Raw genomic sequence first — 24,493 nt, 5'->3', positions numbered from 1 at the left:
TTCTTGGGTCCCGGCTTTCGCCGGGATGACGAGCAGTTTCCAGGGCGGCACTCGCCGGTTTCGGCCACGTTTCGCAGGCGCGCAGAGCTCGCCCGAGGGGCCCGTTTTTCCTTGGGTTTCCCGACCCTCATGGCTATATAATCGATATGGCATCCAATCCTTCTGAAAACAGCTACGGCGCCGAATCCATCAAGGTGCTGAAAGGCCTCGACGCGGTCCGCAAGCGGCCGGGCATGTACATCGGCGACACCGACGACGGCTCCGGTCTCCACCACATGGTGTTCGAGGTCTCCGACAACGCCATCGACGAGGCGCTCGCCGGTCATTGCGACCTCATCCGCATCACGCTCAATCCCGACGGCTCGGTCTCGGTCGAGGACAATGGCCGCGGCATTCCGACCGACATCCACAAGGAAGAAGGCGTGTCGGCGGCCGAGGTCATCATGACCCAGCTCCACGCCGGCGGTAAGTTCGACAACACCGCCGACAGCAACGCCTACAAGGTTTCCGGCGGCCTGCACGGCGTCGGCGTGTCCGTCGTGAACGCGCTGTCGGAATGGCTGGAGCTCACCATCTGGCGCGGCGGCGAGGAGCATTGGATGCGCTTTCGCCACGGCGACGCCGAGGCGCCGCTCAAGGTCATCGGCCCGGCCCCCGAAGGCAAGAAGGGCACCAGGGTCACCTTCCTGCCTTCGCCGTCGACCTTCAAGATCACCGACTTCGATTTCGAGAAGCTGGAACACCGCTATCGCGAGCTCGCCTTCCTCAACTCCGGCGTACGGCTGCTGCTCAACGACACCCGGCACGAGGAGGAGAAGGTCGTCGAGCTGTTCTACGAAGGCGGCATCGCTGCCTTCGTGCGCTATCTCGACCGGACCAAGACCGCGCTCATCCCGGAGCCGATCTCCGTCACTGGCCAGCGCGACGAAATCGGCATCGATGTCGCGCTGGAGTGGAACGACAGCTATTATGAGCAGGTCCTCTGCTTCACCAACAACATCCCGCAGCGCGACGGCGGCACCCATCTCGCCGCCTTCCGCGCCGCGCTGACCCGTACGCTCAACCACTATGCGGACAAGAGCGGCATCCTGAAGAAGGAGAAGGTGAACCTCACCGGCGAGGACATGCGCGAGGGACTGACTGCGATCGTCTCGGTCAAGCTGCCCGACCCCAAGTTCAGCTCGCAGACCAAGGACAAGCTCGTCTCGTCCGAGGTCCGCCAGCCGCTCGAAAGCCTGATGGCCGACAAGCTCGCCGAATGGCTGGAGGAGAACCCCGCCCACGCCCGGACGATCATCAACAAGATCATCGACGCCGCTGCTGCCCGCGAAGCCGCGCGCAAGGCGCGCGAGGCGAGCCGCAAGAGCGTGCTCGGCGTCGCGTCGCTGCCGGGCAAGCTCGCCGATTGCCAGGAGAAGGACCCGGCCAAATCCGAGCTGTTCCTGGTCGAGGGTGACTCCGCCGGCGGCTCGGCCAAGCAGGGGCGCAACCGGCACACCCAGGCGATCCTGCCCTTGAAGGGCAAGATATTGAACGTCGAGCGCGCCCGCTTCGACCGGATGCTCTCGTCCAAGGAAGTCGGCACGCTCATCCAGGCGCTGGGCACCGGCATCGGCCGCGACGATTTCAACATCGAGAAGCTGAGATACCACAAGATCGTGATCATGACGGACGCCGACGTCGACGGCGCCCATATCCGCACGCTCCTGCTCACCTTCTTCTATCGGCAGATGCCGGAGATCATCGAGCGTGGGCACCTCTACATCGCTCAGCCGCCACTCTACAAAGTCGCCAAGGGCCGCTCCGAAGTCTATCTGAAGGACGACGCGAAGCTGGAGGAATATCTGGTCGACGGCGGCATCGGCGCGATGGTGCTGGAGACCCGCGAAGGCCCCCGCTCGGGCGACGACCTCCGCGCGCTCGCGGACCATGCCCGCCGCGTCCGCACCCTGATGCACTATGTGCCGCAACGCTATGACCCCGCCATCATCGAGGCGCTGGCGCTGACCGGCGCACTGGAGCCCGACGTTGACATTCCGCGCCGGCGCGCGCTGGTCGAGAAGGCCGCCGCCTGGCTCCAGGCGAGCGACGAGGAGGCGACCTGGACCGGCGAAGTGACCGAGCCCGGCGGCTACGGCCTGAAGCGCCTCTGGCGCGGCGTGACCGACTATCACCTCGTCGATTACAAGTTCCTCGCCTCGGCCGAGGCGCGCAAGCTCCACGGACTCGCTTCCGAGCAGGCGACGACCTATGCCACGTCATCCCGCCTCATCACCTTGAAGGCGTCCGAAGCGGCCGCCGAAACGGATGAGGAGGGCGAAGAGCCGACGGCGGACACCGCCAAGGGCGTGCTCGTCCGCCGCCCGAGCGAACTGCTCGAAGGCATCCTCGCCGCCGGGCGCAAGGGGCTCTCGATCCAGCGCTACAAGGGTCTCGGTGAAATGAACGCCGAGCAGCTCTGGGAGACCACGCTGGACCCGGAGAATCGCAGCCTTCTCCAGGTGGAGGTCGAGCAGGCGGATGTCGCCGACGAGATATTCACCCGCCTGATGGGTGACGTCGTCGAACCGCGCCGCGACTTCATCCAGGAAAATGCGCTGAGCGTCGCCAACCTCGACGTTTGAGATCAGATCGTCGGCGCGGGGTCAGCCCCGCGCCAATATCTCCTCGGCCACCCGGTGGGTGCGCTCGTTGTCGACGTCGATGGCGAGGCGGCCGTCGGTCACGACCATCGGCCTCACCCGCACGCCGAAGCGGCGGGAGATGTGGCGGAACATGCCGTCTAGGGTGGAGAGGCCGAAGCGGAAGCGGAGGAGGTTGAGCAGGCCGAAGGCCTTGACGATGCGCTTGGGGTGCTTGGCGAACTGGCCGCCCTCGCGGAAGCTCTCGGTTGCTTTCAGCGCTTTCTCGCTGCTGAGCCAGAACAGGTTGCAGTTGGAATAGCCGCCGCCCCTCATCTCGTAGAAGCGGCGCTGCCCGTCCGGATGTGCTGCCAATATGTCCTGCTTCTCGGCCATCACGACGATGGCGTCGGCTTCGCCCATCGCGCCCTGGGCGGCAAGCCGATGCAGCACCTCCCTCGTCATCAGCACATTGTCGGCGGTCGTGATGATCAGCGGGAAACCGGTCACCCGGCTCGCCGCTACCACGCTGTCGACGATGTGAAACTGGGCTTCGACCGGAGTGAGGCGGCCCTCGGCGTGAAGCTTCGCGACGGTCGGCTCTTCAGCCACGGCGGCGAAGTCCTCGACCGAGAGGAACAGCTCAGCGTCGGGCCAGGCGTCAGCGGCGGTGCGAAGGACGCGGCCGACCATGGCCTCGCCCTGCACCGGCACCAGGCATTTGTGAGTGACCCCCGCCGCTTCGGCGAGAGGATCGAGCGTCGCCGAACGGCGCCCGGCCAGGACCAATATCTTCGCTGCCATAGACGTTCCGCCCCAGAGAGATGCCAGCGCCTCAGGCGGCGCGACTGCCGATCGCTTTCTGGCGCCGGCGCTGGACCGACGATCCGATCCCCATCGACTCCCGATACTTGGCGACGGTGCGGCGCGCAATATCGAAGCCCTTGGCGCGGAGAAGATCGACGAGTTGATCGTCGGAGAGGATCGCGCCTGTCTCCTCGGCGGCGATCAGCGTCTTGATGTGGCTCTTCACCGCCTCGGCGGAGACGGCATCGCCGCCGTCGGCGCTCTGGATGCCGCTGGTGAAGAAATATTTAAGCTCGAACAGGCCGCGGTCGCAGGAGAGATATTTGTTGGAGGTGACACGGCTCACGGTGGATTCATGCATGCCGATCGCGTCCGCGATCGCCCGCAAGGTGAGGGGACGGAGGTGTGCGACCCCGTGGCGGAAAAACCCGTCCTGCTGCTTCACGATCTCGGTCGAGACCTTGATGATCGTCCGCGCCCGCTGGTCGAGCGCCTTCAGCAGCCAGTTGGCGCTGGCGAGGCATTCCGACAGCCAGGCCTTGGACTGCCTGTCCTGGGCGCCTCCCGACAGTTCGGCATAGTAGCTGCGATTGACCAGCAGCTTCGGCAGGGTGGCGCTGTTGAGCTCGATCGCCCAGCCCGAGCCACGCCGCCCCACGAACACGTCCGGCACGATCGCGTCGATCCGCTCGCCCTGGCCGAAACGGCAGCCGGGCTTCGGATCATAGGCGCGAAGCTCGCGGATCATGTCGGCCAGATCCTCGTCGTCGACGCCGCAGATCCGCTTCAGCGCGGCGAGATTGCCCTTGGCCAGATAATCGAGGTTGTCGATCAGCCGCGCCATTGCGGGGTCGTGGCGATCGGCTTCCTTGGCCTGAAGCGCCAGGCATTCCGACAGCGAGCGGGCACCCACGCCGGCGGGATCGAACGTCTGGACCACGCCCAACACCCGCTCCACGTCGGCGAGCGGCGCGCCCAGCCGCTGAGCGAGATCGAGCAGGTTCCCGAGGAAATAGCCCGTCTCGTCGATCTGCTCGATGATCTGGCCGGCGATGATGAGGTCGTGATCCGCCAGCGAAGACCCCGCCTGGGCGAGCAGATGCTCGTGCAAGGAAATGTCGGCGCTGGCGAAGCTGTCATAGTCCGGTCCTTCGCCGGACGCCGACCCGCCCGCGCCCAGCCCTTCCAGCCCCAGCCCGCCATCCAGGCCGCGCATGCTGTCGGCGGCGCTGTCCTGATGGAAATCCTCGCTGTTGTAGTCGACGTCGAGCGGCGCATCGCGCTCGGCATCGCCGGACTGGACGAGGCTGTCGACCGTCTCCGGCTCCTCCGTCTCGACCGCGACGATCTCGACGTCCGCGGCCTCGCCGTTGGGAGCCTCCTCGCCCGCGCTGTCGAGCAGCGGATTCTTCTCCAGTTCTTCGGCGATGAAGCTTTCTATCTCCAGGTTCGAGAGCGCCAGCAGCCTGATCGCCTGCTGGAGCTGCGGCGTCATCACCAGCGACTGGCTTTGGCGCAGATCCAGGCGGGGGCCGAGTGCCATCGCTACAGCTCGAAGCTCTCGCCGAGATAGAGGCGGCGGACATTCTCGTCGGCGACCAGCGCGGCCGGGCTGCCGGCGAACAGCACCTGGCCGTCGTAGATGATGGCGGCGCGGTCGACGAGGTCGAGCGTCTCGCGGACATTATGATCGGTGATGAGCACGCCGATGTCGCGCTTCTTGAGCTCGGAGACGAGATCGCGAATGTCGGCGATGGAGATCGGGTCGATGCCGGCGAAGGGCTCGTCGAGCAGCATGATCGACGGATCGGCCGCCAGCGCCCGGGCGATCTCGCAACGCCGCCGCTCGCCGCCCGACAGCGCCATGGCCGGCGCGTCGCGGAGCCGCTCGATATGAAACTCGCCGAGCAGCTGTTCCAGCCGCTGTTCGCGCACCTTGCGGTCGGGCTCGGCGACCTCGAGCACGGCCATGATATTCTGGCTGACGGTGAGGCCGCGGAAAATCGACGTTTCCTGGGGCAGATAGCCGAGGCCGAGAATGGCCCGGCGATACATGGGCAGGCCGGTAATGTCCTCGCCGTCGAGGAGGATTCGCCCGCTATCGGGCTTCACCAAGCCCATGATCGAATAGAAACAGGTGGTCTTGCCGGCGCCGTTGGGGCCCAGCAGCCCCACGACCTCGCCCCGCTCGACGTGCAGCGACACGTCGGTCAGCACGGACTTCCGGTCGTAGGATTTGGCGATCGATATGACCGACAGCCCGCGGTCGATGGGCTCGACCGCCGCCGCATCCTCAAGCCGATCAAGAAGGGCCGTGTCGTTCATCCCTGCTCCAGTCCCACACCGTCTGATCTAGGCCAGCCGGTCCGCCGGCTCAACTGGCAAGATTCGTGCATAGCCGCAAAATTCTATCGTAGCGTCGGCCCCGCAACAGCTTTCCTGTTGCCATAAAGCACTGTCGATCCAGGATTTAGTCGTTGCGCTGAGGGACCGTGAATGTGCCGGTGACGCGGCCGCCCTCCTTGCTAGTGGTGCCGGGAGCGCCGCCGGCGCCTCCGTCCAGCACCGCCCGGCCGGTGTCGAGGCTGAGCACCAGGCGCGCGCCGCTGACCCGCGATTGCCCGCGCGTCAAGGTCACGCCGCCGAGCATCGTGATCAGCCGGTTGTTGAGGTCGTAGATGGCGAACTGGCCGCGGGCCGTTTCGGACGGGCTCCGCAAGGTGACCCCGCCGCTGGCGTTGAGGCGATCGATCTGGATTCCGCCGGCGTCGCTGTAGGCGACCGTCAGCCGCTCCGCATTCAGGGTCAGGTCCCCCTGCCGGACCACGACATCGCCCGAGAAGATCGCCCGGTCCGAACGGTCCTGCACCTCGATCCGATCGGCGGCGACATCGACGGGCGCATTGGTATTGTGGCCGCGCAGCGCCGAGGCCGCGTCCTGTCCCACCGCCGGCTGGCTGCCCGCCAGCGCGAGGAGGACGGCGCCCATGCCCGCCGAAGTCACGATCGTCTTCATCGCGCTCATCTGAGACCGCCCTGCACGATATGCAAGCGCGCGTTGCCGGTCAGCGTCACGGTCCTGCTCTCCAGATCGGCCCGCATCCGATTGGCCGAAAAGCGGCCGAGCGGCATCTGTCCTTCCACGCGCCCGTCGGTGGCCATGACCCGGCTGTCGAGATCGACCGCCACGTCACGAGTTTGGAGACGATAGCCGTCGGCCGCGGTGAAGAGAATCGGTCCGATCACGTTCACCGTCTCGGTCTCGAGATTGTAGCGGCCGCGGTCCGCCTTCAGCGTCGCCGGACCGCTTTCGAGCGCGATCCGCGCCCGCATGCCCAATATGTCGACGATGGGATCGCGCGACGTCGCCTGCACCGCGGACCGGGCGGTGATCATGAAAGGCCGCCCCTTGTCGTCCTGCCCACGGTAACGGGCCTCCTGGACGCGCATCCGTTCCTTGGCAACGTCGACCTTCTGCTTGTCGAGGATGAAGCTGATTTCCTGGTTCTTGGAGAGCGGCGCCATGGCCAGGAAGGCCATCAACACGCCGATCAGCACAGGCAGCGCGATCTTGAGGGTTCGCACGACCTCGTCATGGCTGCCGCCGGGCGCCGCCCAATGCTGCTTGCGTATGCGCTCGCGGTCGGCAAGCTCAGACATGGGCGAAGATATCCACCTCCGGCCAGCCCGCGAGGTCGAGCAACGCCCGGTGGGGGAGGAAATCGAAACAGGCCTGGGCGAGCCGCACGCGCCCTTCCCGCTCCAGCCGCTCGTCCAGCCGCTCCTTCAGCGCGTGGAGATAGCGCACGTCCGAGGCAGCATAATCCTTCTGCGCATCGCTGAGCTCCGGCGCGCCCCAGTCGGACGTCTGCTGCTGCTTGGAGATCTCCAGGCCCAGAAGCTCGCGCACCAGCTCCTTGAGGCCGTGCCGATCCGTGTAGGTGCGGATCAGGCGCGAAGCGGTCTTCGTGCAATAGACCGGCTCCGCCATCACGCCGAGATAGGCCCGGATCGAGGCGATATCGAAACGGGCGAAATGATAGATCTTAAGCCGCGCCGGATCGGCCAGCACGGCTTTCAGATTGGGCGCCGCATAGTCGCTGCGGGGCGCGAAGCGGACCAGATGCTCATCGCCGCGTCCGTCGGCGATCTGGACCACGCACAGGCGGTCGCGGCCGAGCTGAAGTCCCATCGTTTCGGTATCGACGGCGACGGGGCCGGGGGCGAGCGCGCCTTCCGGCAGATCTTCCTCGTGAAAATATACGGTCATGCCGCCTCGCATAGGGCAAAGCTACGGGCCGCTCAATGCAGCACGCCGATCCGTGCGAAGGCTTGATCGCGACGCTCGACCTCGTCACAGGGACGATGCCGAAACAGGGGACGGATCTTCATGCCCAGTGGTCTTGCCGCGCTGCTCGACGATGTCGCGGCCATCGCCAAGCTCAGCGCCGCATCCATCGACGATATCGGCGCCGCCGCCAGCCGCGCCGGAATGAAGGCTGCGGGCGTGGTGGTCGACGACACCGCCGTCACGCCCCGCTACGTTACCGGCTTCACCCCCGATCGCGAGCTTCCGATCATCGGGCGAATCGCGAAGGGTTCGCTCAGGAACAAGCTCCTCATCATCCTGCCGGCGGCGCTGGCGCTGAGCGCACTCCTCCCCTGGGCGATCACGCCTTTGCTGATGCTGGGCGGCGCCTATCTCTGCTACGAAGGCGCGGAGAAGGTCTGGGAAGCCGTGGCGGGGGACACGCACAGCCTCGCCGAGACCGCCGTCGAACTCAACAGCGCCGAGCATGAGCAGAAAATGGTGGCGGGCGCCGTCCGCACCGACTTCATTCTTTCCGCCGAGATCATGGCGATCGCTCTTGCCGAAGTCGCCACCGAACCCTTCTTCGCGCGCGCCGGGATCCTGGCCCTGGTCGCGATCGCCATCACTGCCGGCGTCTACGGCGTCGTCGGGTTGATCGTGAAGATGGACGATATCGGACTTCATCTCGCCGAGCGGGAGCAGAGCGGCACGCGCGCGCTGGGGCGTGGCCTGGTCCACGCCATGCCGAAGCTGATGGCCTGGCTCTCGGTGATCGGCATTGCCGCAATGATCTGGGTCGGCGGAGGCATCATCATCCACGGCCTTGAGACGTTCGGATTATCGGGCCCCGCCCATGTCATCCACGACATCGCCGATGCCGCGGGACACGCCGTGCCGGCGATTGGCGGAGTCGTCCAATGGACCGTCGGCGCTGTCGGATCAGGCCTTGTTGGACTTGGTATCGGCGCATTGATCGTAGCCGCGCATCATGCTCTCGCCGGAAGACACTGATCCCCTGACGAAGCTTTGTCCCAAGAGGCCTCAAATATTGCGTCGATGCCAAGTCTAAAGCCCCTCGCTAGACGCTGAATTCTAAGCTATAAGAGTCGGCGGTGCGCCTTATGGCGCCAAGGCCGTTTGCGCTTCTTGCCCGGCGCGGTGGTTCTCAACAGGGGTTTATGGGCGCGGGAAAGAATTAGACGGCATGAGTTTTGACAGAGGGCGTCGCGGGGATCGCGGCGGGCGTGGGCGCGATAAGCGCGACGGTTTCGGCGAAGATAGCTACAGCGGCGGATTTCAGGACCGGGGCGGCTTCGGCGGCGGCGACCGGTTCGGCGGCGGCGGTTATGGCGGCGGAGGCGACCGCTTCGGCGGTGGCGGCTTCGGCGGCGGCGATCGATTCGGCGGCGGTGGCGGTGGCTATCGCGGCGGCGGCGGTGGCGGCTTTGGCGGCCCACGTGGCGGAGGCATGCCCCCGCAGGTGGTTGGCGAAGGCAAGGGCGTCGTCAAATTCTTCAACGCCCAGAAAGGCTTCGGCTTCATCGTTCGCGACGACGGCGGCGAAGACGTTTTCGTCCACATCTCGGCGGTCGAGCAGGCCGGCCTCACCGGCCTTGCTGAGGGACAGCCGCTCGAATTCACCTTGGTCGACCGCGGCGGCCGCGTCTCGGCGACCGATCTCAAGATCGAGGGCGAGCCGCTTCCGGTTCCGGAGCGCGGAGCCCGCGAGGGTGGGATGGGCGGCGGGCCGCAGCGCCAGCTGACCGGCGAGAAGGCTTCCGGTACGGTCAAGTTCTTCAACGCGATGAAGGGCTTCGGCTTCATCAGCCGCGACGACGGGCAGCCCGATGCCTTCGTCCACATCTCCGCCGTCGAGCGCGCCGGCATGGTGAGCCTCAATGAAGGCGACCGGCTGGAGTTCGAGCTCGAGGTGGACCGCCGCGGCAAGACGGCGGCGGTGAACCTCCAGCCGATCCAGTAATCGGCATATGAGGCCGGCGCCCAGCGCCGGCCTCATCCTCTATCTTCGGAATGCCGATGCGATCGCTCATGCTCCTGCCGCTGGCGATGCTCCTTGGAGCCGCCGCCACCCCCGACGAAGCCGCGCTGGACGATGCCCGCTGCCTTATAGCGATCGGCCAGCTCACCGCGGCCGAGGACAAGACGGTTCAGCAGGCGGGGCAACTCGGCGCCCAATATTATTTCGGTCGTCTCGACGGGCGCGGCGTGTCGGACCTCGAGGCGCTGCTGACCCAGGCCGCCGAAACGATGAAGCCGGAAGAGCTGGATTCGACCATTCAGCGCTGCGGAGCCGTGCTACAGGAGCGCGGTCTCGCACTCCAGGCGATCGGCGAGCGGATGACCGCCAAGGCCAAACCGGAATAGCGCGAGAGCTAGGCCGCCTGCTCCATCGGCAGCGGGCCATGCGCGCGGCTAAGGCTGCCATGCCCCCGCGCCGTCGCTTCGGCGAGCGCAAGGGCGGTGCCGCAAAAGCCGCATTCCGCCGAGACACGGCCGACATACCAATGTGTCCGGCCACAGCCGGGGCAGTGATTGATCTCATTTTCCCGATAAAGGACGTGATAGCCCCTCAGGCCGGGGTCATGGGCGACGCTTTCGCCCCCGACCGTCACCATATTCATCATGGCCGTTCCCTTTCGCCGTCTGGTCCTTAGCGATTCGACCGGTCTTCATTATTCGCTAAATCCGAGCCTTTGTCGCCAGCACAATAGCCAGCGTTCCAAAAGGAAACGGCCGTTGCCCCCAGGCTTAATCGTCCTCATCCTCGTAGCCGACGAGGTTCAGCTCCCGTGCCTTGATCTGGTGCATGGCGCACCAGTGGATGAGCGCCTCCTCGCGACCATGCGTTACCCAGACCTCACTCGGCGCGATTTCGGTCAGGGTCCGGGTCAACTCGTCCCAGTCGGCATGGTCGGAAATGATGAGGGGCAGCTCGACATTGCGTTGGCGGGCTCGCTGGCGGATCCGCATCCAGCCCGACGCCATGGCGGTGATCGGGTCGGGCAGGCGCCGCGACCAGCGGTCGTTGAGGGCGGAAGGCGGGCAGAGGATGACTTTGCCCCTGAGCTCCTCCTTCCCGGCGGCCGTTGCCGGGCGCAGGTCGCCGAGCGCGATGCCATGCTCGCTGTAAAGATCGCACAGCCGCTGCAGCGCGCCGTGGATGTAGATCGGCTCCTCATGGCCCCGGCATCTGAGCTCTGCCACGATCCGCTGCGCCTTGCCGAGCGCATAGGCGCCGACGAGGACGCAGCGGTCGGGATTCTCGTGGAGTCGAAGCAGTAGGCGGTCGATCTCGCTCGCCGTCTCGGGATGGCGGAACACGGGCAGCCCGAAGGTCGCCTCGGTGATAAAGATGTCGCAGGGGATCGGCTCGAACGGGGCGCAGGTGGGGTCGGGCCGGCGCTTGTAGTCGCCGGAGACGACCACTCGCTCGCCGCCATGCTCGATCACGATCTGGGCGGAGCCGAGGACATGGCCCGCGGGGACGAAGCTTATCTCCACCCCGTCCATCCGGAAGCTCTCGCCATAGGCGACCGGCCGCCCCGGCTGCGGGCCGTAGCGGCAGTCCATGATCGCCAAGGTCTCGGGCGTCGCCCAGACCGCGCCATGGCCGCCGCGGGCGTGGTCGGCATGGCCGTGGGTGACGAGCGCCCTCGCCTTGGGCTGGCTCGGATCGATCCAGGCGTCGGCGGGCTTTACATAAATGCCTTCGGGAAAAGGCTCGATCCAGGAACTGAGGCGGGCCATCGGGAGCTATATGGGCGGAGTGTGCGATGCCGCCAAGACGGATCGCTCCGCGGCGCTCCTGCGTTGACCCACCGAAACGAACCCGCGGAAAAGAGGAGCTGACGTCATGGATCTGGGTGGAGCCAGTTGGACCATAATATTGATCGTGGGGCCGCTGATCCTGGCCGGCGTGCTGCTGTGGGCGCTGCTCCGCAATCGCCGACGCGGGCCGGCGGACGAGGCTCGCACCGAGCAAGCGACCAGGGAGCTTTACCGCGAGGAAAATCGGGCCCATCGCGGCGAGAATGAAAAAGGCCCCTGACCGGACATGCTGACGGGATCGGCGGTCGATCTTCCGCCGGTCGTCGCCGAGTGGTTCGCGAAGCGCGGCTGGAGCCCGAGGCGGCACCAGTTCGAGATGCTCTCCTCGGCGCGGGCGGGGCGCAACGTCCTCCTCGTCGCGCCCACGGGGGCGGGCAAGACCTTGGCCGGGTTTCTGCCGAGCCTGGTGGAGATCATCGAACGGCACGGCGCCGCTCGCGCCGAGCGCACTCCGGCGCGCTTGCACACCTTATACGTCTCGCCGCTGAAGGCGCTCGCCGTCGACGTGCAGCGCAACCTGCTGACACCGATCGCGGAGATGGGTCTCGATATCCGCGTCGAGACTCGCACCGGCGACACGCCCGCCGATCGCAAGGCGCGCCAGCGGGTGAAGCCGCCCGAGATGCTGCTCACCACACCGGAGTCGCTGAGCCTGCTGCTCAGTCACGAGGATAGCGCGCTTCTGTTCGAGGGGCTGAGCACCATTATCCTCGATGAGGTCCATGCTTTCGCGACCGGCAAGCGCGGCGACCTCTTGAGCCTCGCCATGGCTCGCCTTCAGCGGCTCGCCCCGGGCCTTCGCCGCGTCGCCCTCTCCGCCACCGTCGCCGATCCGGAAGCCTATCAGGGCTGGCTCGCCCCCCATGCCGATGTCGAGACCGTCGATCTGGTGATGGGCGATCCTGGCGCGGACCCCGACATCAGCATCATGCTCCCGGAAGATGAGCGCATCCCCTGGTCGGGCCATAGCGGCCGCTGGGCGGCGCGGCGGGTGATGCAGGAGATCGAACGGCACAAGACGACGCTCGTCTTCTGCAACACGCGGAGCCTTTGCGAGCTGACGTTCCAGGACCTGTGGGCGGTGAACGACAATCACCTTCCCATCGGCATCCACCACGGCTCGCTCGACATCGCGGCGCGGCGCAAGGTCGAAAAGGCGATGGCCGAGGGGCGGCTGCGCGGCCTCGTCTGCACCGCCAGCCTCGATCTCGGCGTCGACTGGGGCGACGTCGACCTCGTCCTGCAGATGGGAGCGCCCAAGGGCAGCTCGCGTCTCCTCCAGCGGATCGGCCGCGCCAACCACCGGCTCGACGAGCCGAGCGAGGCGATCCTCGTCCCCGGCAATCGCTTCGAATATCTGGAAGGCCGCGCGGCGCTCGACGCGATCGAGGAAGGGGCGCTCGACCACGAGCATTTCCGTCCCGGCGCGCTCGACGTGCTCGCCCAGCACATCATGGCGGTCGCCTGCGCCGCCCCCTTCGGCGAGGAGGAAATGCTGGCCGAGGTGCGCTCCGCCGCGCCTTATGCCGGGCTCGACGAGGCTTTGTTTCAGCGGGTCCTCACCTTCATCGAGAGCGGCGGCTATGCGCTGCGCGCCTATGATCGCTTCAAACGTCTCACCCGCGATTCCGACGGGACGTGGCGCGTGTCCCACCCGCGCTTCATCCAGCAGCACCGGATGAACGCCGGGATCATCGTCGACCAGCCGCTGCTCGACGTGCGCTTCAGGAACGGGCGCCGCCTCGGCACCGTGGAGGAAGGCTTCGCCGCCACCTTGTCGCCGGGCGACACCTTCTATTTTTCCGGCCTGGTGCTGGAAGTCGAAAAAATCGACGGCACGGATCTTTACGTCCATGCCAGCCACAAGTCGGCGCGTATCCCGACCTATGGCGGCACCCGCATGGCGATGAGCACCCATCTCGCCAGCCGCGTCCGCCGCTTCCTCGCCGAGCCGGACGGATGGGACCGCTTCCCCGACGACGTTCGCGACTGGCTTCGGGCCCAGGCCCAGCGCTCCGCCCTCCCCGCGCCCGACCAGCTGTTGGTCGAGACCTTTCCCCATGAGGGGCGGCACCACATGGTCATCTACAGCTTCGAGGGCTGGAACGCGCACCAGTCGCTGGGCATGCTGATCACGCGGCGCATGGAGAGCGCCGGTTTGGGGCCCCTCGGCTTCGTCTCCAACGACTATGCCCTCGCCTGCTATTCGCTGCAGCCGGTGACCGATCCCGCCGATCTCCTTTCCGCGGACATATTGGAGCAGGAGTTCGTCGAATGGGTGGAGGGCTCGCACCTCCTGAAACGCGCCTTTCGCGAAGTGGCCGTGATCGGCGGCCTGGTCGAGCGCCAACATCCCGGCAAGCGCAAGTCGGGCCGGCAGGTCACCTTCTCGACCGACCTCATCTACGACGTTCTCCGGCGCTACGAGCCCGACCATCTGCTGCTCCGCGCCGCCTGGGAGGACGCCCGCGCCCGCATGACCGACGTCGGTCGGCTTGCCGATCTCCTCGATCGCGCCGCGGGCACCATGCTCCATGTGCCGCTGGAGCGGGTTTCGCCCATGGCCGTCCCGGTGCTCATCATGATCGGTCGCGAGCAGGTCTCCGGCGGCGGAGCCGAGGACCTGCTGCTGATGGAAGCGGAAGCGCTCGCCGAGGAGGCGATGCGATTGGATTAATTGCGCACAAAAGCTAGGCTGGCGGGAAGACTCAGATCGGGAGATCCATATGGCCCGCCTGTCCGCCGCCGTCACTGCCCTCGTCTCGCTAGCTTTCACTGCCCCGGCCTGCGCCCAGCCTGCGGAACAGACGGAGGAGCAGGCCATGGCCGAGGCCGCCGCGACCGCCACGGTGACCAAGGTCTTCCAGCTGCCGGAAGGGTCCGGCCCCCACGATGTCGCCCCAGCGCCGGACGGCAAGATCTGGTACACCGCCCAGCGGCAAGGAGCGCTCGGCATCCTCGATCCGGACACGGGCGCGGTTCGGCAGGTGCCGCTGGGGCCCGAGTCGGCGCCGCACGGGGTCATCCAGGGGCCGGACGGCGCCGCCTGGATCACCGACGGCGGCCAGAACGCCATCGTCCGCTACGACCCCAAGACTGAGAAGATCGACGTCTGGAAGCTGCCGGAAGGAACCGGCTACACCAACCTCAACACCGGCGCCTTCGACGGCGACGGCATCCACTGGTTCACCGGCCAGAATGGCATTTACGGCCGCATCGACCCCAAGACCGGCGCGATGGAAATATTCAAGGACCCGGAAGGGCGCGGCCCCTACGGGATCGACGCCGCGCCTTCGGGTGACGTCTATTATGTCTCGCTGGCGGGAAGCCATCTCGCCCGCATCGACCGCCAAACCGGCGAGGCGACGATCATCGAGCCGCCTGTGGCCGATGCCGGCACGCGCCGCGTCTGGGCGGACAGCCAAGACAATCTCTGGATTTCCGGATGGAAAAGCGGCGAGCTCTATCGCTACACGCCGGCGAGCGGCGAGTGGAAGAGCTGGAAGCTGCCCGGTGACGCGCCCAAGGCCTATGCCGTCTATGTCGACGACCGCGACATCGTCTGGGTCAGCGATTTCGGCGCCAATGCCACCCTCGCCTTCGACCCGGCCGCGGAAAGCTGGACCAGCTTTCCGGGCAGCGGACCCGAGGCGAACGTGCGCCAGATACTGGGAAGGCCCGGCGAGGTCTTCTTACCGGAATCCGGCACCGACCGGCTGATGATCGTCTACACCGGAACACGATGAAGGTTTTCGCGATCGGCGCGCTGCTCCTCTCGGCGGTCGCACTGACCGCCCCGCCCAAGGGCGATGCGGAGCGCGGGCGGGTCGCCTTCCAGAAATGCTACGCCTGTCATGACATGGCGCCCGACAACGACGTTGCCGGGCCCAGCCTCCATGCCATTCTTGGCCGCCCTATCGCAGCTCGTCCGGGCTATGATTATTCCCCGGCCCTGAGGCGGCTTGCGAAGCGCGAGGGGCGCTGGAGCGAGGCGCTGCTCGACCGATTCGTCGCCGACCCGGAGACGGTCGCGCCCGGGACGGCGATGACCTTCACCGGCATGCGCGACCCGCAGGAGCGCGCCGACCTCATGGCCTGGCTGCGACAATCGGCGCCTCGGCTGGACAGCACGCGCCCCGACGAATAGTCGCGGACCATGCGCTATTTCCTCGACACGGAATATAACGGCTTCGGGGGCGATCTCATCAGCCTGGCGCTGGTGCCCGAACATGGGGACCAGGAATTCTACGCCGTCTTGCCGCTGCCGGACGAGATCCATCCCTGGGTCGAGCGCAATGTCGTCCCCTATCTCGGCTCCGTGCCGCCGGGGCACCATGCCGAGCCGGTATCCCGCCTCTCTGCCGCGGTCGAGATCGCCAATTATCTTGCTCGTGAGAGCGAGCCAGTGATCGTCGCCGACTGGCCCGACGACATCGCGCTGTTTTGCGCCCTGCTCGTCACCGGGGAGGGCGAGATGGTGCCGGTGGGAAGCATCCGCTTCGAGCTTGTCAGCAGTCCCGGCTTCAGCGTCTCGGTCTCCAGCCGCATTCCGCACAACGCGCTCCACGACGCGCGGGCGCTGAGGGACTTCATGGTGCATTGGGAAGCCTGAGTTCAGCCGAGCGACCAGTCAAGACAGAGCATCAGCACCAGCCCCGCCATCAGCGCTGTGGTAGCGGCATTCTGACGACCCTCGCGGTGAGTCTCTGGTATGATCTCGGAGCTCACCACCCAGATCATCGCGCCGGCGGCGAAGCCGAGGCCCCAAGGAAGGAGGGCGGAGGAAGCGGTGACGGCGGAGATGCCGAGGAAGCCCCCGACCGGCTCCACCAGACCCGTCATGAAGGCGGCGACGAAGCTGAAGATGCGGCTATAGCCCACCGAGGCAAGCGAGACTCCGACCGCCAGGCCCTCCGGCACATTCTGGATGCCGATGCCGAGTGCGGTGGCGATGCCGTTCGGCATGTCGCCCCCGCCGAAGCTGACGCCCACCGCCAGCCCTTCCGGGAAATTGTGGAGGGTGATGGCGATGACGAACAGCCAGATGCGCGCGAGACGCGTCGCCGGCGCGGTGGGGTTGCGACCGATGAGGAAATGCTCGTGCGGCACATAATGGTTGATGAACTGGAGCGTCAGCGCGCCGAGCAGGATCGCGCTGGCGACGGTGAGCGCCGCCGTGGCGGCGCTATGGCCACCACGTTCGGCGGCCTCGAGACCCGGAAGTATCAGCGAAAAAAAGGACGCGGCCAGCATCACGCCGGCCGAGAAGCCGAGGAAGATAGCCTCGAGCCGGCGCGACATTCCCCGGATCGCGAGCACGGGCAACGCGCCCGCCGCCGTCGCCATCCCCGCCGCGGCGCTCGCCGCGCTCGCCGTTCCGATAAGCTGCCAGTCCATCGAACCTCCTGCGGCCACGGCGCCGCCTTGCCATATGGGGCCGAGGCTTTCATGCTGGACCCGTCACAACCAGGAGTATCCGATGCGTGCCCGGCTTGTCTTCTCCCTTCCGCTCCTTCTTGCCGTTCCCGCTTCCGCCCATGAGGCGGTGAGCCCCGTCGACCGCCTGATCCACGAGCAGATGCTGGTGCTCGACACCCATCTCGACACGCCGATGCTGTTCGAGCGGCCGGGCTGGCAGTTCGACGAGCGGCACGAATATGCGTGGGACCTGAGCCAGGTCGATCTGCCGCGCATGGCCGAGGGCGGCCTCGATGGCGGCTTCTTCGTCATCTACACGCCGCAGGGGGAGCTGACGCCGGAAGGCTATCGCAAGGCGCGCGACGCGGCGCTCATGAGGGCGATGGCGATCCAGCGCGTGATGGCCGCGAACGGCGACAAAATCGCTCTGGCGACGACCGCCGCCGATGCCGAGCGTCTGGACAAGATGGGCAAGCGCATCGCCTATCAGAGCATCGAGAACAGCTATCCGCTCGGCGAGGACCTGTCGCTTCTGGAGACCTTCTACAAGTTCGGCGTGCGGATGGCGGGGCCCGTCCATTCGAAGAACAACCAGTTCGCCGACAGCACGACCGACACGCCGCGCTGGAATGGCCTCAGCCCGCTCGGCAAGGAGTGGGTGAAGGAGATGAACCGGCTCGGCATGGTCGTTGATGGCAGCCACTCCTCGGACGCGGCGCTCGAGCAGCTGATCGAGCTGTCAGCCACTCCGGTGATCCTCTCCCATTCGGGGCCGAGAGCGCTTTACGACCATCCCCGCAACGTCCCCGACGCGCTGATGCGCAAGCTCGCCGCGTCCGGCGGCGTCATGCAGATGAACAGCCTCTTTCTCGGCGCGGGCGACAGCTCGGACGAGCGTTCTGCGATCGAGGACCGCCAGGCGAAGTGGCTTGACCTCACCCCCGCCGAGCGGCGCCAGCTGGTCGCCGACAAGGCGGCGCTCGACGCCCGGCAGCGCAGCAACGAGGCCGATTTCGAGACCTATATGAAGAGCCTGCTCTACGCGATCGAGGTGATGGGCGTCGACCATGTCGGCCTCGGTGCCGACTGGGACGGCGGCGGCGGGCTTGCCGGCATCGAAGACATCGCGGCCCTCCCGCGCATCACCGCGCGGCTGCGCAAGGCCGGCTACAGCGACGCGGACATCGAGAAGATCTGGAGCGGCAACGTCCTGCGCCTGCTGCGACAGGCGGAGGCGCATGCCCAGGGGCGAAGCCGTAGCGAGTGATTGACGATCCGATCGCCCGCTTTGCCGGCGGCGGCCGCCGCCTTATAGCGCTGCCCCTGTGAAGCCGAAGATCCTGACGACTCTCGCCACCTATTCGTGGCGCACGTTCCTGGCGGACATGCTGGCGGGCGTCACCGTGGCGATGGTCGCCCTGCCCCTCTGCATAGCGATCGCCATCGCGTCGGGGGCGGAACCCGAAAAGGGAATCGTCACCGCCATCGTGGCGGGCTTCCTCATTTCGCTGCTGGGCGGCAGCCGGGTGCAGATAGGCGGCCCGACGGGCGCGTTCATCGTCGTCGTCTACGGCGTCATCGCCCAATATGGCTATGACGGGCTGGTCCTCGCGACGTTCATGGCCGGGTTCATCCTGCTGATCGCCGCGATGCTGCGGATCGGCACCCTCATCTCCTATATTCCCGAAGCGGTCGTCGACGGGTTCACCGTCGGCATTGCCGTCATCATCGCCACCAGCCAGCTCCAGGATCTTTTCGGGCTCGAAGCCACGCCGGTCCCCGCCGATTTTCTCGAGAAGCTTCCGGCCTTGTGGGGCCTGCGGGAAAGCTTCACGCTCTCGGCCCTGGCAGTCGGCCTCGCCACCATCGTGCTGATCGTCGGCCTGCGCCGGCTGGCGCCCAGGTTGCCGGGCCTGATCATCGCGGTCGGGATCACCTCGGCGGCGGCCATCCTGCTGGCATTCCCGATCGACACGCTCGGCGGGCGCTTCGGGGCGCTTCCCGATCGGTTGCCGATGCCGGCGATTCCGGAGGTCAGCGTCGCCCGGCTGCTCGAGCTGCTGCCGTCCGCCTTCGTGATCGCCTTCCTGGCGGGGGTCGAATCGCTGCTGTCGGCGCTGGTCGCCGATCGGATGATCGGCGGGAGCCATCGATCGAACGCCGAGCTTTTGGCCCAAGGTGCGGCGAATATCGGCTCCTCGCTGTTCGGCGGATTGCCCGCGACCGGGGCGATCGCCCGCACCGCAACCAACGTCCGCGCTGGCGGCAAGACGCCCCTCGCCGGCATCGTCCACGCGCTTACGATCCTCGCGGTGATGATGCTGGCGGCGCCGCTGGCCGGCTATCTCGCGCTCCCCGCGCTCGCCGGGCTCCTCATGGTGACGGCCTGGAACATGAGCGAGCCGCACAAGTGGCGCGAGCGCATGGCGGCGCGTCCTTCCGACCGCCTCCTGTTGCTGCTCACCATGGCCCTCACGGTCTTTTCCGACCTCACCGTCGCCATCGGCGTGGGTACCGCACTCGGCCTCGCCCTTCGGCTGCGCCGCCGCAACGTGCCGCCGGCCGAATGGAAGACTCCCGAACGCTAGCGGATCGGGGCCACGGCTAAAGCCTTGTCATTGAAGGGGTGGTGCTGCCGGTGAGGATTGAACTCACGACCTCAGCCTTACCAAGGATGCGCTCTACCACTGAGCTACGGCAGCATGCCCGGACCGCGAGTGTCGGAAGGGACGCGCGGCGCTATGGCCGGGTGAGCGATGGAATGTCAAGGCGGCTTGCGGCAAGAGGGGGCGAGCGCCTAATTCCCTGCCCATGAGCAAGGGCGACGAGGAACGGGCGAAGCGGCTCGCCGAGGCACTGCGGCAGAATCTGCGTCGGAGAAAGGCGCAGGCGCGCGGGGAGCAAGCTGAGACTCGTCATTCCGGCGAAAGCCGGAACCCAAGAACATCGAACGATTGAGCTGTAGCAACAAGGCCGGTGTTCTTGGATCCCGGATCAAGTCCGGGATGACGATCGATGTGAACGGGCGATTCAAAGCGGTCGGCAGACCTTTTCCAGCCACGCCAGCGTTTCGCCTTCGACCAAGGGGCCGACGATCCTCAACACCTGCCCGTGATAATCGTCGATCCAGCCGCGCTCCACGTCGGTGAGCAGGGCCGTGTCGATGAGGGTGCGGTCGATCGGCGCGAAGGTGAGGGTTTCGAAGCCGAGCATCGGCCTTTCGGCGCCGGGAATGTCGATTTCCGTCACCAGCACCAGATTCTCGATGCGGATGCCATATTCGCCGGTCTTGTAATAGCCGGGCTCGTTCGAGAGGATCATGCCGGCGCGGAGCGGCTCGTCGCCGCCCGGCTGGCTGCTGCCGGCCGGAGAGATTCGCTGCGGCCCCTCATGGACGGCCAGATAGGCGCCGACCCCGTGGCCGGTGCCGTGGGCGTAATCGAGTCCCGCAGCCCAAAGGAACTGCCGCGCCAGCGCATCGAGCTGCGTTCCGCGCGTGCCTTGGGGAAAGCGGGCCATGTCCAGGGCGATGTTGCCCTTGAGGACGCGGGTGAAGCGGTCGCGCATTTCCGCGGTCGGCTCGCCGATGGCGACGGTGCGGGTGATGTCGGTGGTGCCGTCCGGATATTGGCCGCCCGAATCGATCAGGTAGAGCGTATTCATTTCCAGCGGCCGATTGGTTTCCTCTGTAACGCGATAGTGGACGATCGCCCCGTTAGGCCCGGCGCCGGAGATGGTGTCGAAGCTGATGTCGCGCAGGTCCCCGCCCGCTTTGCGAAAGTCGAGCAGTCTGGCGGCGGCCGTGAGCTCGTCGACGCCCCGCCCTTCGGCGCCGCCTGCGGCGTCGCTCAGGACAGGCTTGGGCGCCTCAACGGAGAGCCAGTGGAGGAAGCGCACCATCGCCGCGCCGTCGCGGGCCTGGGCGGCGCGGTGGCCGGCGATCTCCGCCTCGTTCTTTACCGCCTTGGGGAGCACGGCCGGATCACGCTTCTGGAGGATTCGGGCGCCCGCTTCCTCCAGCGCCTCGAAGATGGCGGCGACGGCGCGCTCCGGGTCGGCGACCACCGTCTTCCCCTTCATCGACTTGAGGTGCGGCTCGAAGTCGCCGCGCTCGTGGATGCGGACGCCGTTGCCGAGATGCTGGCGGACATCGTCGCCGAGCTTTTCCGAGGCGACGAACAGATCGGCGGTGCCGTCGTCATGGACCAGCGCGAAGGACAGGGCGACCGGCGTGTGGTCGACGTCCTGGCCGCGCACGTTGAAGGTCCAGGCGATCGAATCGAGGGCGGAGAGGACGGCCGAATCCGCCTTCTGGTTCTTCAGCCAGTCGGCCATCTCCTGCCTTTTGGCGGCGGACGATTTGCCGGCGAGTTCCTCGGAGTGCACCACCAGCCTCGCCTTGGAAGGCTCCGGCTGCCCCTCCCAGATCTGGTCGATGGGATTGCGGCCGACGGCGACCAGCTCGACGCCCTTGTCGGCGAGCGCCGCGCGCGCCTTCTTGACCCATTCCTTGGTGTGCAGCCAGGGATCGTAGCCGATGCGTCCGCCATCCGGAGCATGGTCCTTCAGCCAGTCGGCGACGCTGGTTTCCGGCACGGACTGGTAGCTCCAATGCTTGCCGTCGACCTGGTCGCGCACCTGGAGCGTGTAGCGGCCGTCGGTGAAGATCGCGGCTTCCTCGGGCAACACCACTGCCGACCCCGCCGAGCCCTGGAAGCCCGTTAGCCAGGCGAGCCGCTGGGCATAGCTGCCGACATATTCGCTCATATGTTCGTCGGTCAGTGGAACAACGAAGCCATCCAGGCGATCCGCCTTCAGCTGTTCGCGGAGAGCGGCAAGGCGGGCTTCATAGGTCGACATGGCAAATTCTCCGGCGGCAACTATGTGGGGGCCAATAGACCAGCAGGCCGCCTGCCGAAAGGGAGAGCATGACCCGAAACCCCGCCCCGCCCGTCGCCGCCCAACGCCCCTATAGCTACGAGCAGCACGGGGTCACGATCGAGGACCCGTACCACTGGATGCGCGACCAGAGCTATCCGAAGGTCGATGACCCGGAGGTGCTCGATTATCTGAAGGCCGAGAACGCCTATTTCGAGGCGATGATGGCTCCGCAGGCGGAGCTGGTCGAGACGCTCTTCCAGGAGATGAAGGGGCGCATCAAGGAAGACGACCGCTCGGTGCCGGTGAAGGACGGCGACTGGCTTTACTGGTGGGCGTTCGAGGAAGGCGCCCAATATCGCAAATGGTATCGAAAAGGGGTTTCCGGTGGTGCCGACCGGCTCATTTTCGACGAACCCGCTGAGGCCGAGGGCAAGGAATATTTCCGCCTGGGTGCGATCGAGATCAGTCCCGACGGCCGCTACGCCGCGACCATGGTCGATGATGACGGCTCGGAGCGTTACAAGCTCCGCATTCGCGATCTCGAAACCGGCGAGGATGTCGAGATGATCACCGAGGTCGGCATCGGCGCCCCCGTCTGGTCGGCCGACAGCCGCGGCATCGTCTTCACCGAAGTGAATGAGAATTGGCGCAGCTACCGCGCCCGCTACCACCGTCTTGGCCAAGCCTTGGAGACGGACCTCACCCTCTACGAGGAGACGGAGGACAAGGGCTTCTCGGTGGGCGTCGGCAAGAGCCACGATCGCAGCCTCATCATCATCGCCACCGGCGACAACAGCTCGACCGAAGTGCGCTTCGTCTCCGCCGGCGACCCGACGGCACCGCTTACCTTGGTCGTGCGGCGGCGGCCGGACATCATCTATTCGGTCGACGCGGCGCACGGAAAGCTGTGGGTGCTCGCGAACGACGAGCATATCAACTTCCGCCTCGCCGAAGCCGACCCCGCGAATCCCGGCGAATGGAAGACGGTGATCCCCGGCTCCGAGACGGTCTACATGCGCGGAATCACCCCCTTCCGCGACCACCTGATCATCGAGGAGCGGGTCCACGGCCTCGACCAGATTCGCCTCCGCCGCTACTCGGGCGAGGAACATCGCATCGCCTTTCCGGAGGCCAGCTACACGGCGTCCCTCGGCAGCAATCCGGAGTTCGCCCCAGTCGCCTACCGCATCGGCTACACATCGATGGTGACCCCCGTCACCGTCTACGATTACCACCCGGCCGAGGACCGGCTCGAGACGCTGAAGGTCCAGGAAATTCCGTCGGGCTACGACAAGTCGCTCTACGAGACGGAGCGGCTGATGCTCCCGACGCGGGACGGCAAGCTCGTGCCAGTCTCGGTCGTCTACAAAAAAGGCTTTCACAAGGACGGCAAGGGCAAGCTCTATCTCTACGCCTATGGGGCCTACGGCCATGCGATTCCGCCGAGCTTCTCGACGGCGCGGCTCAGCCTGATCGACCGCGGCTTCGCCTGTGCCATCGCCCATATCCGCGGCGGCGACGATCTCGGCTATGGCTGGTTCCTGGAGGGCAAGCTCAAGAAGCGGACCAACACCTTCAACGATTTCGTAGATGCCGCCGAGGGTCTGATCGCGGAGGGCTTCGCCGCTCCGGGCCGCATCGCCATCCAGGGCGGATCGGCCGGCGGCAAGCTGATGGGCGTCGTCGCCAATTCCGACCCCCATCTGTGGGGCGCGGTCGTCGCCGACGTGCCCTTCGTCGACGTGCTCGCCACCATGCTCGACGAGACATTGCCGCTCACGCCCGGGGAATGGCCGGAATGGGGCAATCCGATCCTCGACAGGGAGGCGTTCGAGCTCATCCGCTCCTACAGCCCCTACGACAATGTGAAGGCGCAGGATTACCCCCCGATGCTGATCACCGGCGGCCTCAACGACCCGCGCGTCACCTATTGGGAGCCGGCGAAATGGGCGGCGAAGCTGCGCGCTACCAAGACCGACGACAATTTGCTGCTCCTCAAGATCAACATGGGCGCCGGCCATGGCGGCAAATCCGGCCGCTGGGAAAGCCTGCGCGAAGTGGCGGAAGGTTACGGCTTCATCATCACCCAGACCGGCGAATGAAGATCTTCGAGAAGCGGATCACCGCACGGCCCGAGGACATCGACGAGCTCGGCCATGTGAACAACGCCGTCTGGGTGCGTTGGATACAGGACATGGCGACAGCGCATTGGGAGGCGGTTGCGCCGGCGGAGCATCGGGAGGCCTATATCTGGGTCGTGACCCGGCACGAGATCGACTATCTGAGGAGCGTTGGACCAGGCGAGACGGTGACGGGGCGAACCTGGGTCGGCGAGGCTCCGAGGGGAGCGCGTTTCGACCGGCATGTCGAGTTCGTCGGAGAGGACGGCAGGCCCCGAGTGCGAGCGCGTACGACCTGGGCCATAATCGACAAGGCCAGCAGCCGCCCCATCCGCGTGCCGCGCGAAGTGGCGGAGCCTTTTCTTCCCTCCCTGTCGCGAAGCGCGCCCTGATTGCGCCCCTCGTGCGCATCCTCTATAGGCTCCCCGTCCGCCTCGGCCGCGCCCACGACCGCGCCACCGGGGCCTTTGTCTTTTCGTCCGGAG

23 protein-coding genes and 1 tRNA gene are annotated in these 24,493 nt (G+C 66.5%); 13 read left to right on the top strand and 11 right to left on the bottom strand.

The window, feature by feature from the left end; all coding sequences use genetic code 11:
- The first annotated feature begins 146 nt into the window (after positions 1 to 146).
- The gene (gene gyrB, locus DF286_RS08455) at positions 147 to 2,624 is read left to right on the top strand and encodes a DNA topoisomerase (ATP-hydrolyzing) subunit B (RefSeq protein WP_109271032.1); all 2,478 of its coding nucleotides are present in this window, start codon (positions 147 to 149) and stop codon (positions 2,622 to 2,624) included.
- A gap of 21 nt (positions 2,625 to 2,645) precedes the next feature.
- Here the strand turns inward: gyrB and DF286_RS08450 are convergent, their stop codons facing one another.
- The 6 genes from DF286_RS08450 to DF286_RS08425 all read right to left on the bottom strand — a co-directional run bounded on the left by DF286_RS08450 (position 2,646) and on the right by DF286_RS08425 (position 7,698).
- On the bottom strand, positions 2,646 to 3,425 hold the full coding sequence (locus DF286_RS08450) for an NTP transferase domain-containing protein (RefSeq protein ID WP_109271031.1): 780 nt from the start codon (positions 3,423 to 3,425) through the stop codon (positions 2,646 to 2,648).
- 31 nt (positions 3,426 to 3,456) lie between these two features.
- Positions 3,457 to 4,971: an RNA polymerase factor sigma-54 gene (gene rpoN, locus DF286_RS08445; protein ID WP_109271030.1), complete on the bottom strand. Its 1,515-nt coding sequence runs from the start codon at positions 4,969 to 4,971 to the stop codon at positions 3,457 to 3,459.
- A 2-nt stretch (positions 4,972 to 4,973) separates the two neighbouring features.
- Positions 4,974 to 5,753, bottom strand: a complete 780-nt coding sequence (lptB, locus tag DF286_RS08440; RefSeq protein ID WP_109271029.1) for an LPS export ABC transporter ATP-binding protein — start codon at positions 5,751 to 5,753, stop codon at positions 4,974 to 4,976.
- 145 nt (positions 5,754 to 5,898) lie between these two features.
- On the bottom strand, positions 5,899 to 6,453 hold the full coding sequence (locus DF286_RS08435; RefSeq protein ID WP_243444770.1) for an LptA/OstA family protein: 555 nt from the start codon (positions 6,451 to 6,453) through the stop codon (positions 5,899 to 5,901).
- Entirely contained in the window at positions 6,450 to 7,088 is a 639-nt protein-coding gene (gene lptC, locus DF286_RS08430; RefSeq protein WP_109271028.1) for an LPS export ABC transporter periplasmic protein LptC, read from the bottom strand. The genes DF286_RS08435 and lptC overlap by 4 nt, the downstream gene beginning before the upstream one ends.
- Positions 7,081 to 7,698 (bottom strand): ribonuclease D, encoded by a 618-nt coding sequence (locus DF286_RS08425; protein ID WP_109272096.1) that lies wholly within the window; start codon positions 7,696 to 7,698, stop codon positions 7,081 to 7,083. Before DF286_RS08425 ends, lptC begins: the two co-directional genes overlap by 8 nt.
- A 120-nt stretch (positions 7,699 to 7,818) precedes the next feature.
- On the opposite strand from DF286_RS08425, the gene DF286_RS08420 reads away from it, so the two are divergent.
- The 3 genes from DF286_RS08420 to DF286_RS08410 all read left to right on the top strand — a co-directional run bounded on the left by DF286_RS08420 (position 7,819) and on the right by DF286_RS08410 (position 10,125).
- Positions 7,819 to 8,751 (top strand): DUF808 domain-containing protein, encoded by a 933-nt coding sequence (locus DF286_RS08420; protein WP_109271027.1) that lies wholly within the window; start codon positions 7,819 to 7,821, stop codon positions 8,749 to 8,751.
- Positions 8,752 to 8,944: 193 nt separating this feature from the next.
- Positions 8,945 to 9,721 carry a cold-shock protein gene (locus DF286_RS15485; RefSeq protein ID WP_109271026.1) on the top strand — a complete coding sequence of 259 codons (777 nt, stop codon included), beginning with the start codon at positions 8,945 to 8,947 and terminating at the stop codon, positions 9,719 to 9,721.
- A gap of 56 nt (positions 9,722 to 9,777) precedes the next feature.
- A complete protein-coding gene (locus tag DF286_RS08410; RefSeq protein ID WP_109271025.1) occupies positions 9,778 to 10,125 on the top strand; it encodes a hypothetical protein in 348 nt (115 codons plus the stop codon).
- 8 nt (positions 10,126 to 10,133) lie between these two features.
- On the opposite strand, the gene DF286_RS08405 is transcribed toward DF286_RS08410, so the two are convergent.
- The gene (locus DF286_RS08405) at positions 10,134 to 10,385 is read right to left on the bottom strand and encodes a hypothetical protein (protein WP_109271024.1); all 252 of its coding nucleotides are present in this window, start codon (positions 10,383 to 10,385) and stop codon (positions 10,134 to 10,136) included.
- Between the two features lie 124 nt (positions 10,386 to 10,509).
- Positions 10,510 to 11,508 (bottom strand): ligase-associated DNA damage response exonuclease, encoded by a 999-nt coding sequence (locus tag DF286_RS08400; protein WP_109271023.1) that lies wholly within the window; start codon positions 11,506 to 11,508, stop codon positions 10,510 to 10,512.
- 106 nt (positions 11,509 to 11,614) lie between these two features.
- On the opposite strand from DF286_RS08400, the gene DF286_RS08395 reads away from it, so the two are divergent.
- From DF286_RS08395 to DF286_RS08375, 5 genes are read left to right on the top strand one after another with little or no spacing between them, the layout of a single operon-like run.
- Positions 11,615 to 11,809, top strand: a complete 195-nt coding sequence (locus tag DF286_RS08395) for a hypothetical protein (protein WP_109271022.1) — start codon at positions 11,615 to 11,617, stop codon at positions 11,807 to 11,809.
- A 6-nt stretch (positions 11,810 to 11,815) separates the two neighbouring features.
- The gene (locus tag DF286_RS08390) at positions 11,816 to 14,266 is read left to right on the top strand and encodes a ligase-associated DNA damage response DEXH box helicase (protein WP_109271021.1); all 2,451 of its coding nucleotides are present in this window, start codon (positions 11,816 to 11,818) and stop codon (positions 14,264 to 14,266) included.
- Between the two features lie 49 nt (positions 14,267 to 14,315).
- On the top strand, positions 14,316 to 15,335 hold the full coding sequence (locus DF286_RS08385) for a Vgb family protein (RefSeq protein ID WP_243444769.1): 1,020 nt from the start codon (positions 14,316 to 14,318) through the stop codon (positions 15,333 to 15,335).
- Entirely contained in the window at positions 15,332 to 15,736 is a 405-nt protein-coding gene (locus DF286_RS08380) for a c-type cytochrome (protein WP_109271020.1), read from the top strand. The genes DF286_RS08385 and DF286_RS08380 overlap by 4 nt, the downstream gene beginning before the upstream one ends.
- A gap of 9 nt (positions 15,737 to 15,745) precedes the next feature.
- Complete coding sequence (locus tag DF286_RS08375; protein WP_109271019.1) at positions 15,746 to 16,201, top strand: hypothetical protein; 456 nt, start codon at positions 15,746 to 15,748, stop codon at positions 16,199 to 16,201.
- A 2-nt stretch (positions 16,202 to 16,203) separates the two neighbouring features.
- Here the strand turns inward: DF286_RS08375 and DF286_RS08370 are convergent, their stop codons facing one another.
- Complete coding sequence (locus DF286_RS08370; protein WP_109271018.1) at positions 16,204 to 16,986, bottom strand: ZIP family metal transporter; 783 nt, start codon at positions 16,984 to 16,986, stop codon at positions 16,204 to 16,206.
- An 82-nt stretch (positions 16,987 to 17,068) separates the two neighbouring features.
- On the opposite strand from DF286_RS08370, the gene DF286_RS08365 reads away from it, so the two are divergent.
- Both DF286_RS08365 and DF286_RS08360 read left to right on the top strand, forming a co-directional pair.
- Positions 17,069 to 18,274, top strand: a complete 1,206-nt coding sequence (locus DF286_RS08365) for a dipeptidase (protein WP_109271017.1) — start codon at positions 17,069 to 17,071, stop codon at positions 18,272 to 18,274.
- A 58-nt stretch (positions 18,275 to 18,332) separates the two neighbouring features.
- The gene (locus DF286_RS08360; RefSeq protein WP_109271016.1) at positions 18,333 to 19,595 is read left to right on the top strand and encodes a SulP family inorganic anion transporter; all 1,263 of its coding nucleotides are present in this window, start codon (positions 18,333 to 18,335) and stop codon (positions 19,593 to 19,595) included.
- Positions 19,596 to 19,634: 39 nt separating this feature from the next.
- On the opposite strand, the gene DF286_RS08355 is transcribed toward DF286_RS08360, so the two are convergent.
- Positions 19,635 to 19,709, bottom strand: a tRNA-Thr gene (locus DF286_RS08355).
- 328 nt (positions 19,710 to 20,037) lie between these two features.
- Entirely contained in the window at positions 20,038 to 21,867 is a 1,830-nt protein-coding gene (locus DF286_RS08350; protein ID WP_109271015.1) for an aminopeptidase P family protein, read from the bottom strand.
- A gap of 68 nt (positions 21,868 to 21,935) precedes the next feature.
- Between DF286_RS08350 and DF286_RS08345 the strand changes: the two genes are divergently transcribed.
- Both DF286_RS08345 and DF286_RS08340 read left to right on the top strand, forming a co-directional pair.
- A complete protein-coding gene (locus DF286_RS08345) occupies positions 21,936 to 23,990 on the top strand; it encodes a S9 family peptidase (protein ID WP_109271014.1) in 2,055 nt (684 codons plus the stop codon).
- Positions 23,987 to 24,400 (top strand): acyl-CoA thioesterase, encoded by a 414-nt coding sequence (locus tag DF286_RS08340; protein WP_109271013.1) that lies wholly within the window; start codon positions 23,987 to 23,989, stop codon positions 24,398 to 24,400. The genes DF286_RS08345 and DF286_RS08340 overlap by 4 nt, the downstream gene beginning before the upstream one ends.
- Positions 24,401 to 24,493: the final 93 nt, after the last annotated feature.

Origin of the sequence: Sphingosinicella humi (assembly GCF_003129465.1) — a bacterium.
In the GTDB taxonomy this organism is placed as follows: domain Bacteria; phylum Pseudomonadota; class Alphaproteobacteria; order Sphingomonadales; family Sphingomonadaceae; genus Allosphingosinicella; species Allosphingosinicella humi.
The sequence above is the reverse complement of the archived record's forward strand: the minus strand, read 5'-3'. Positions and strand labels throughout refer to the sequence as shown.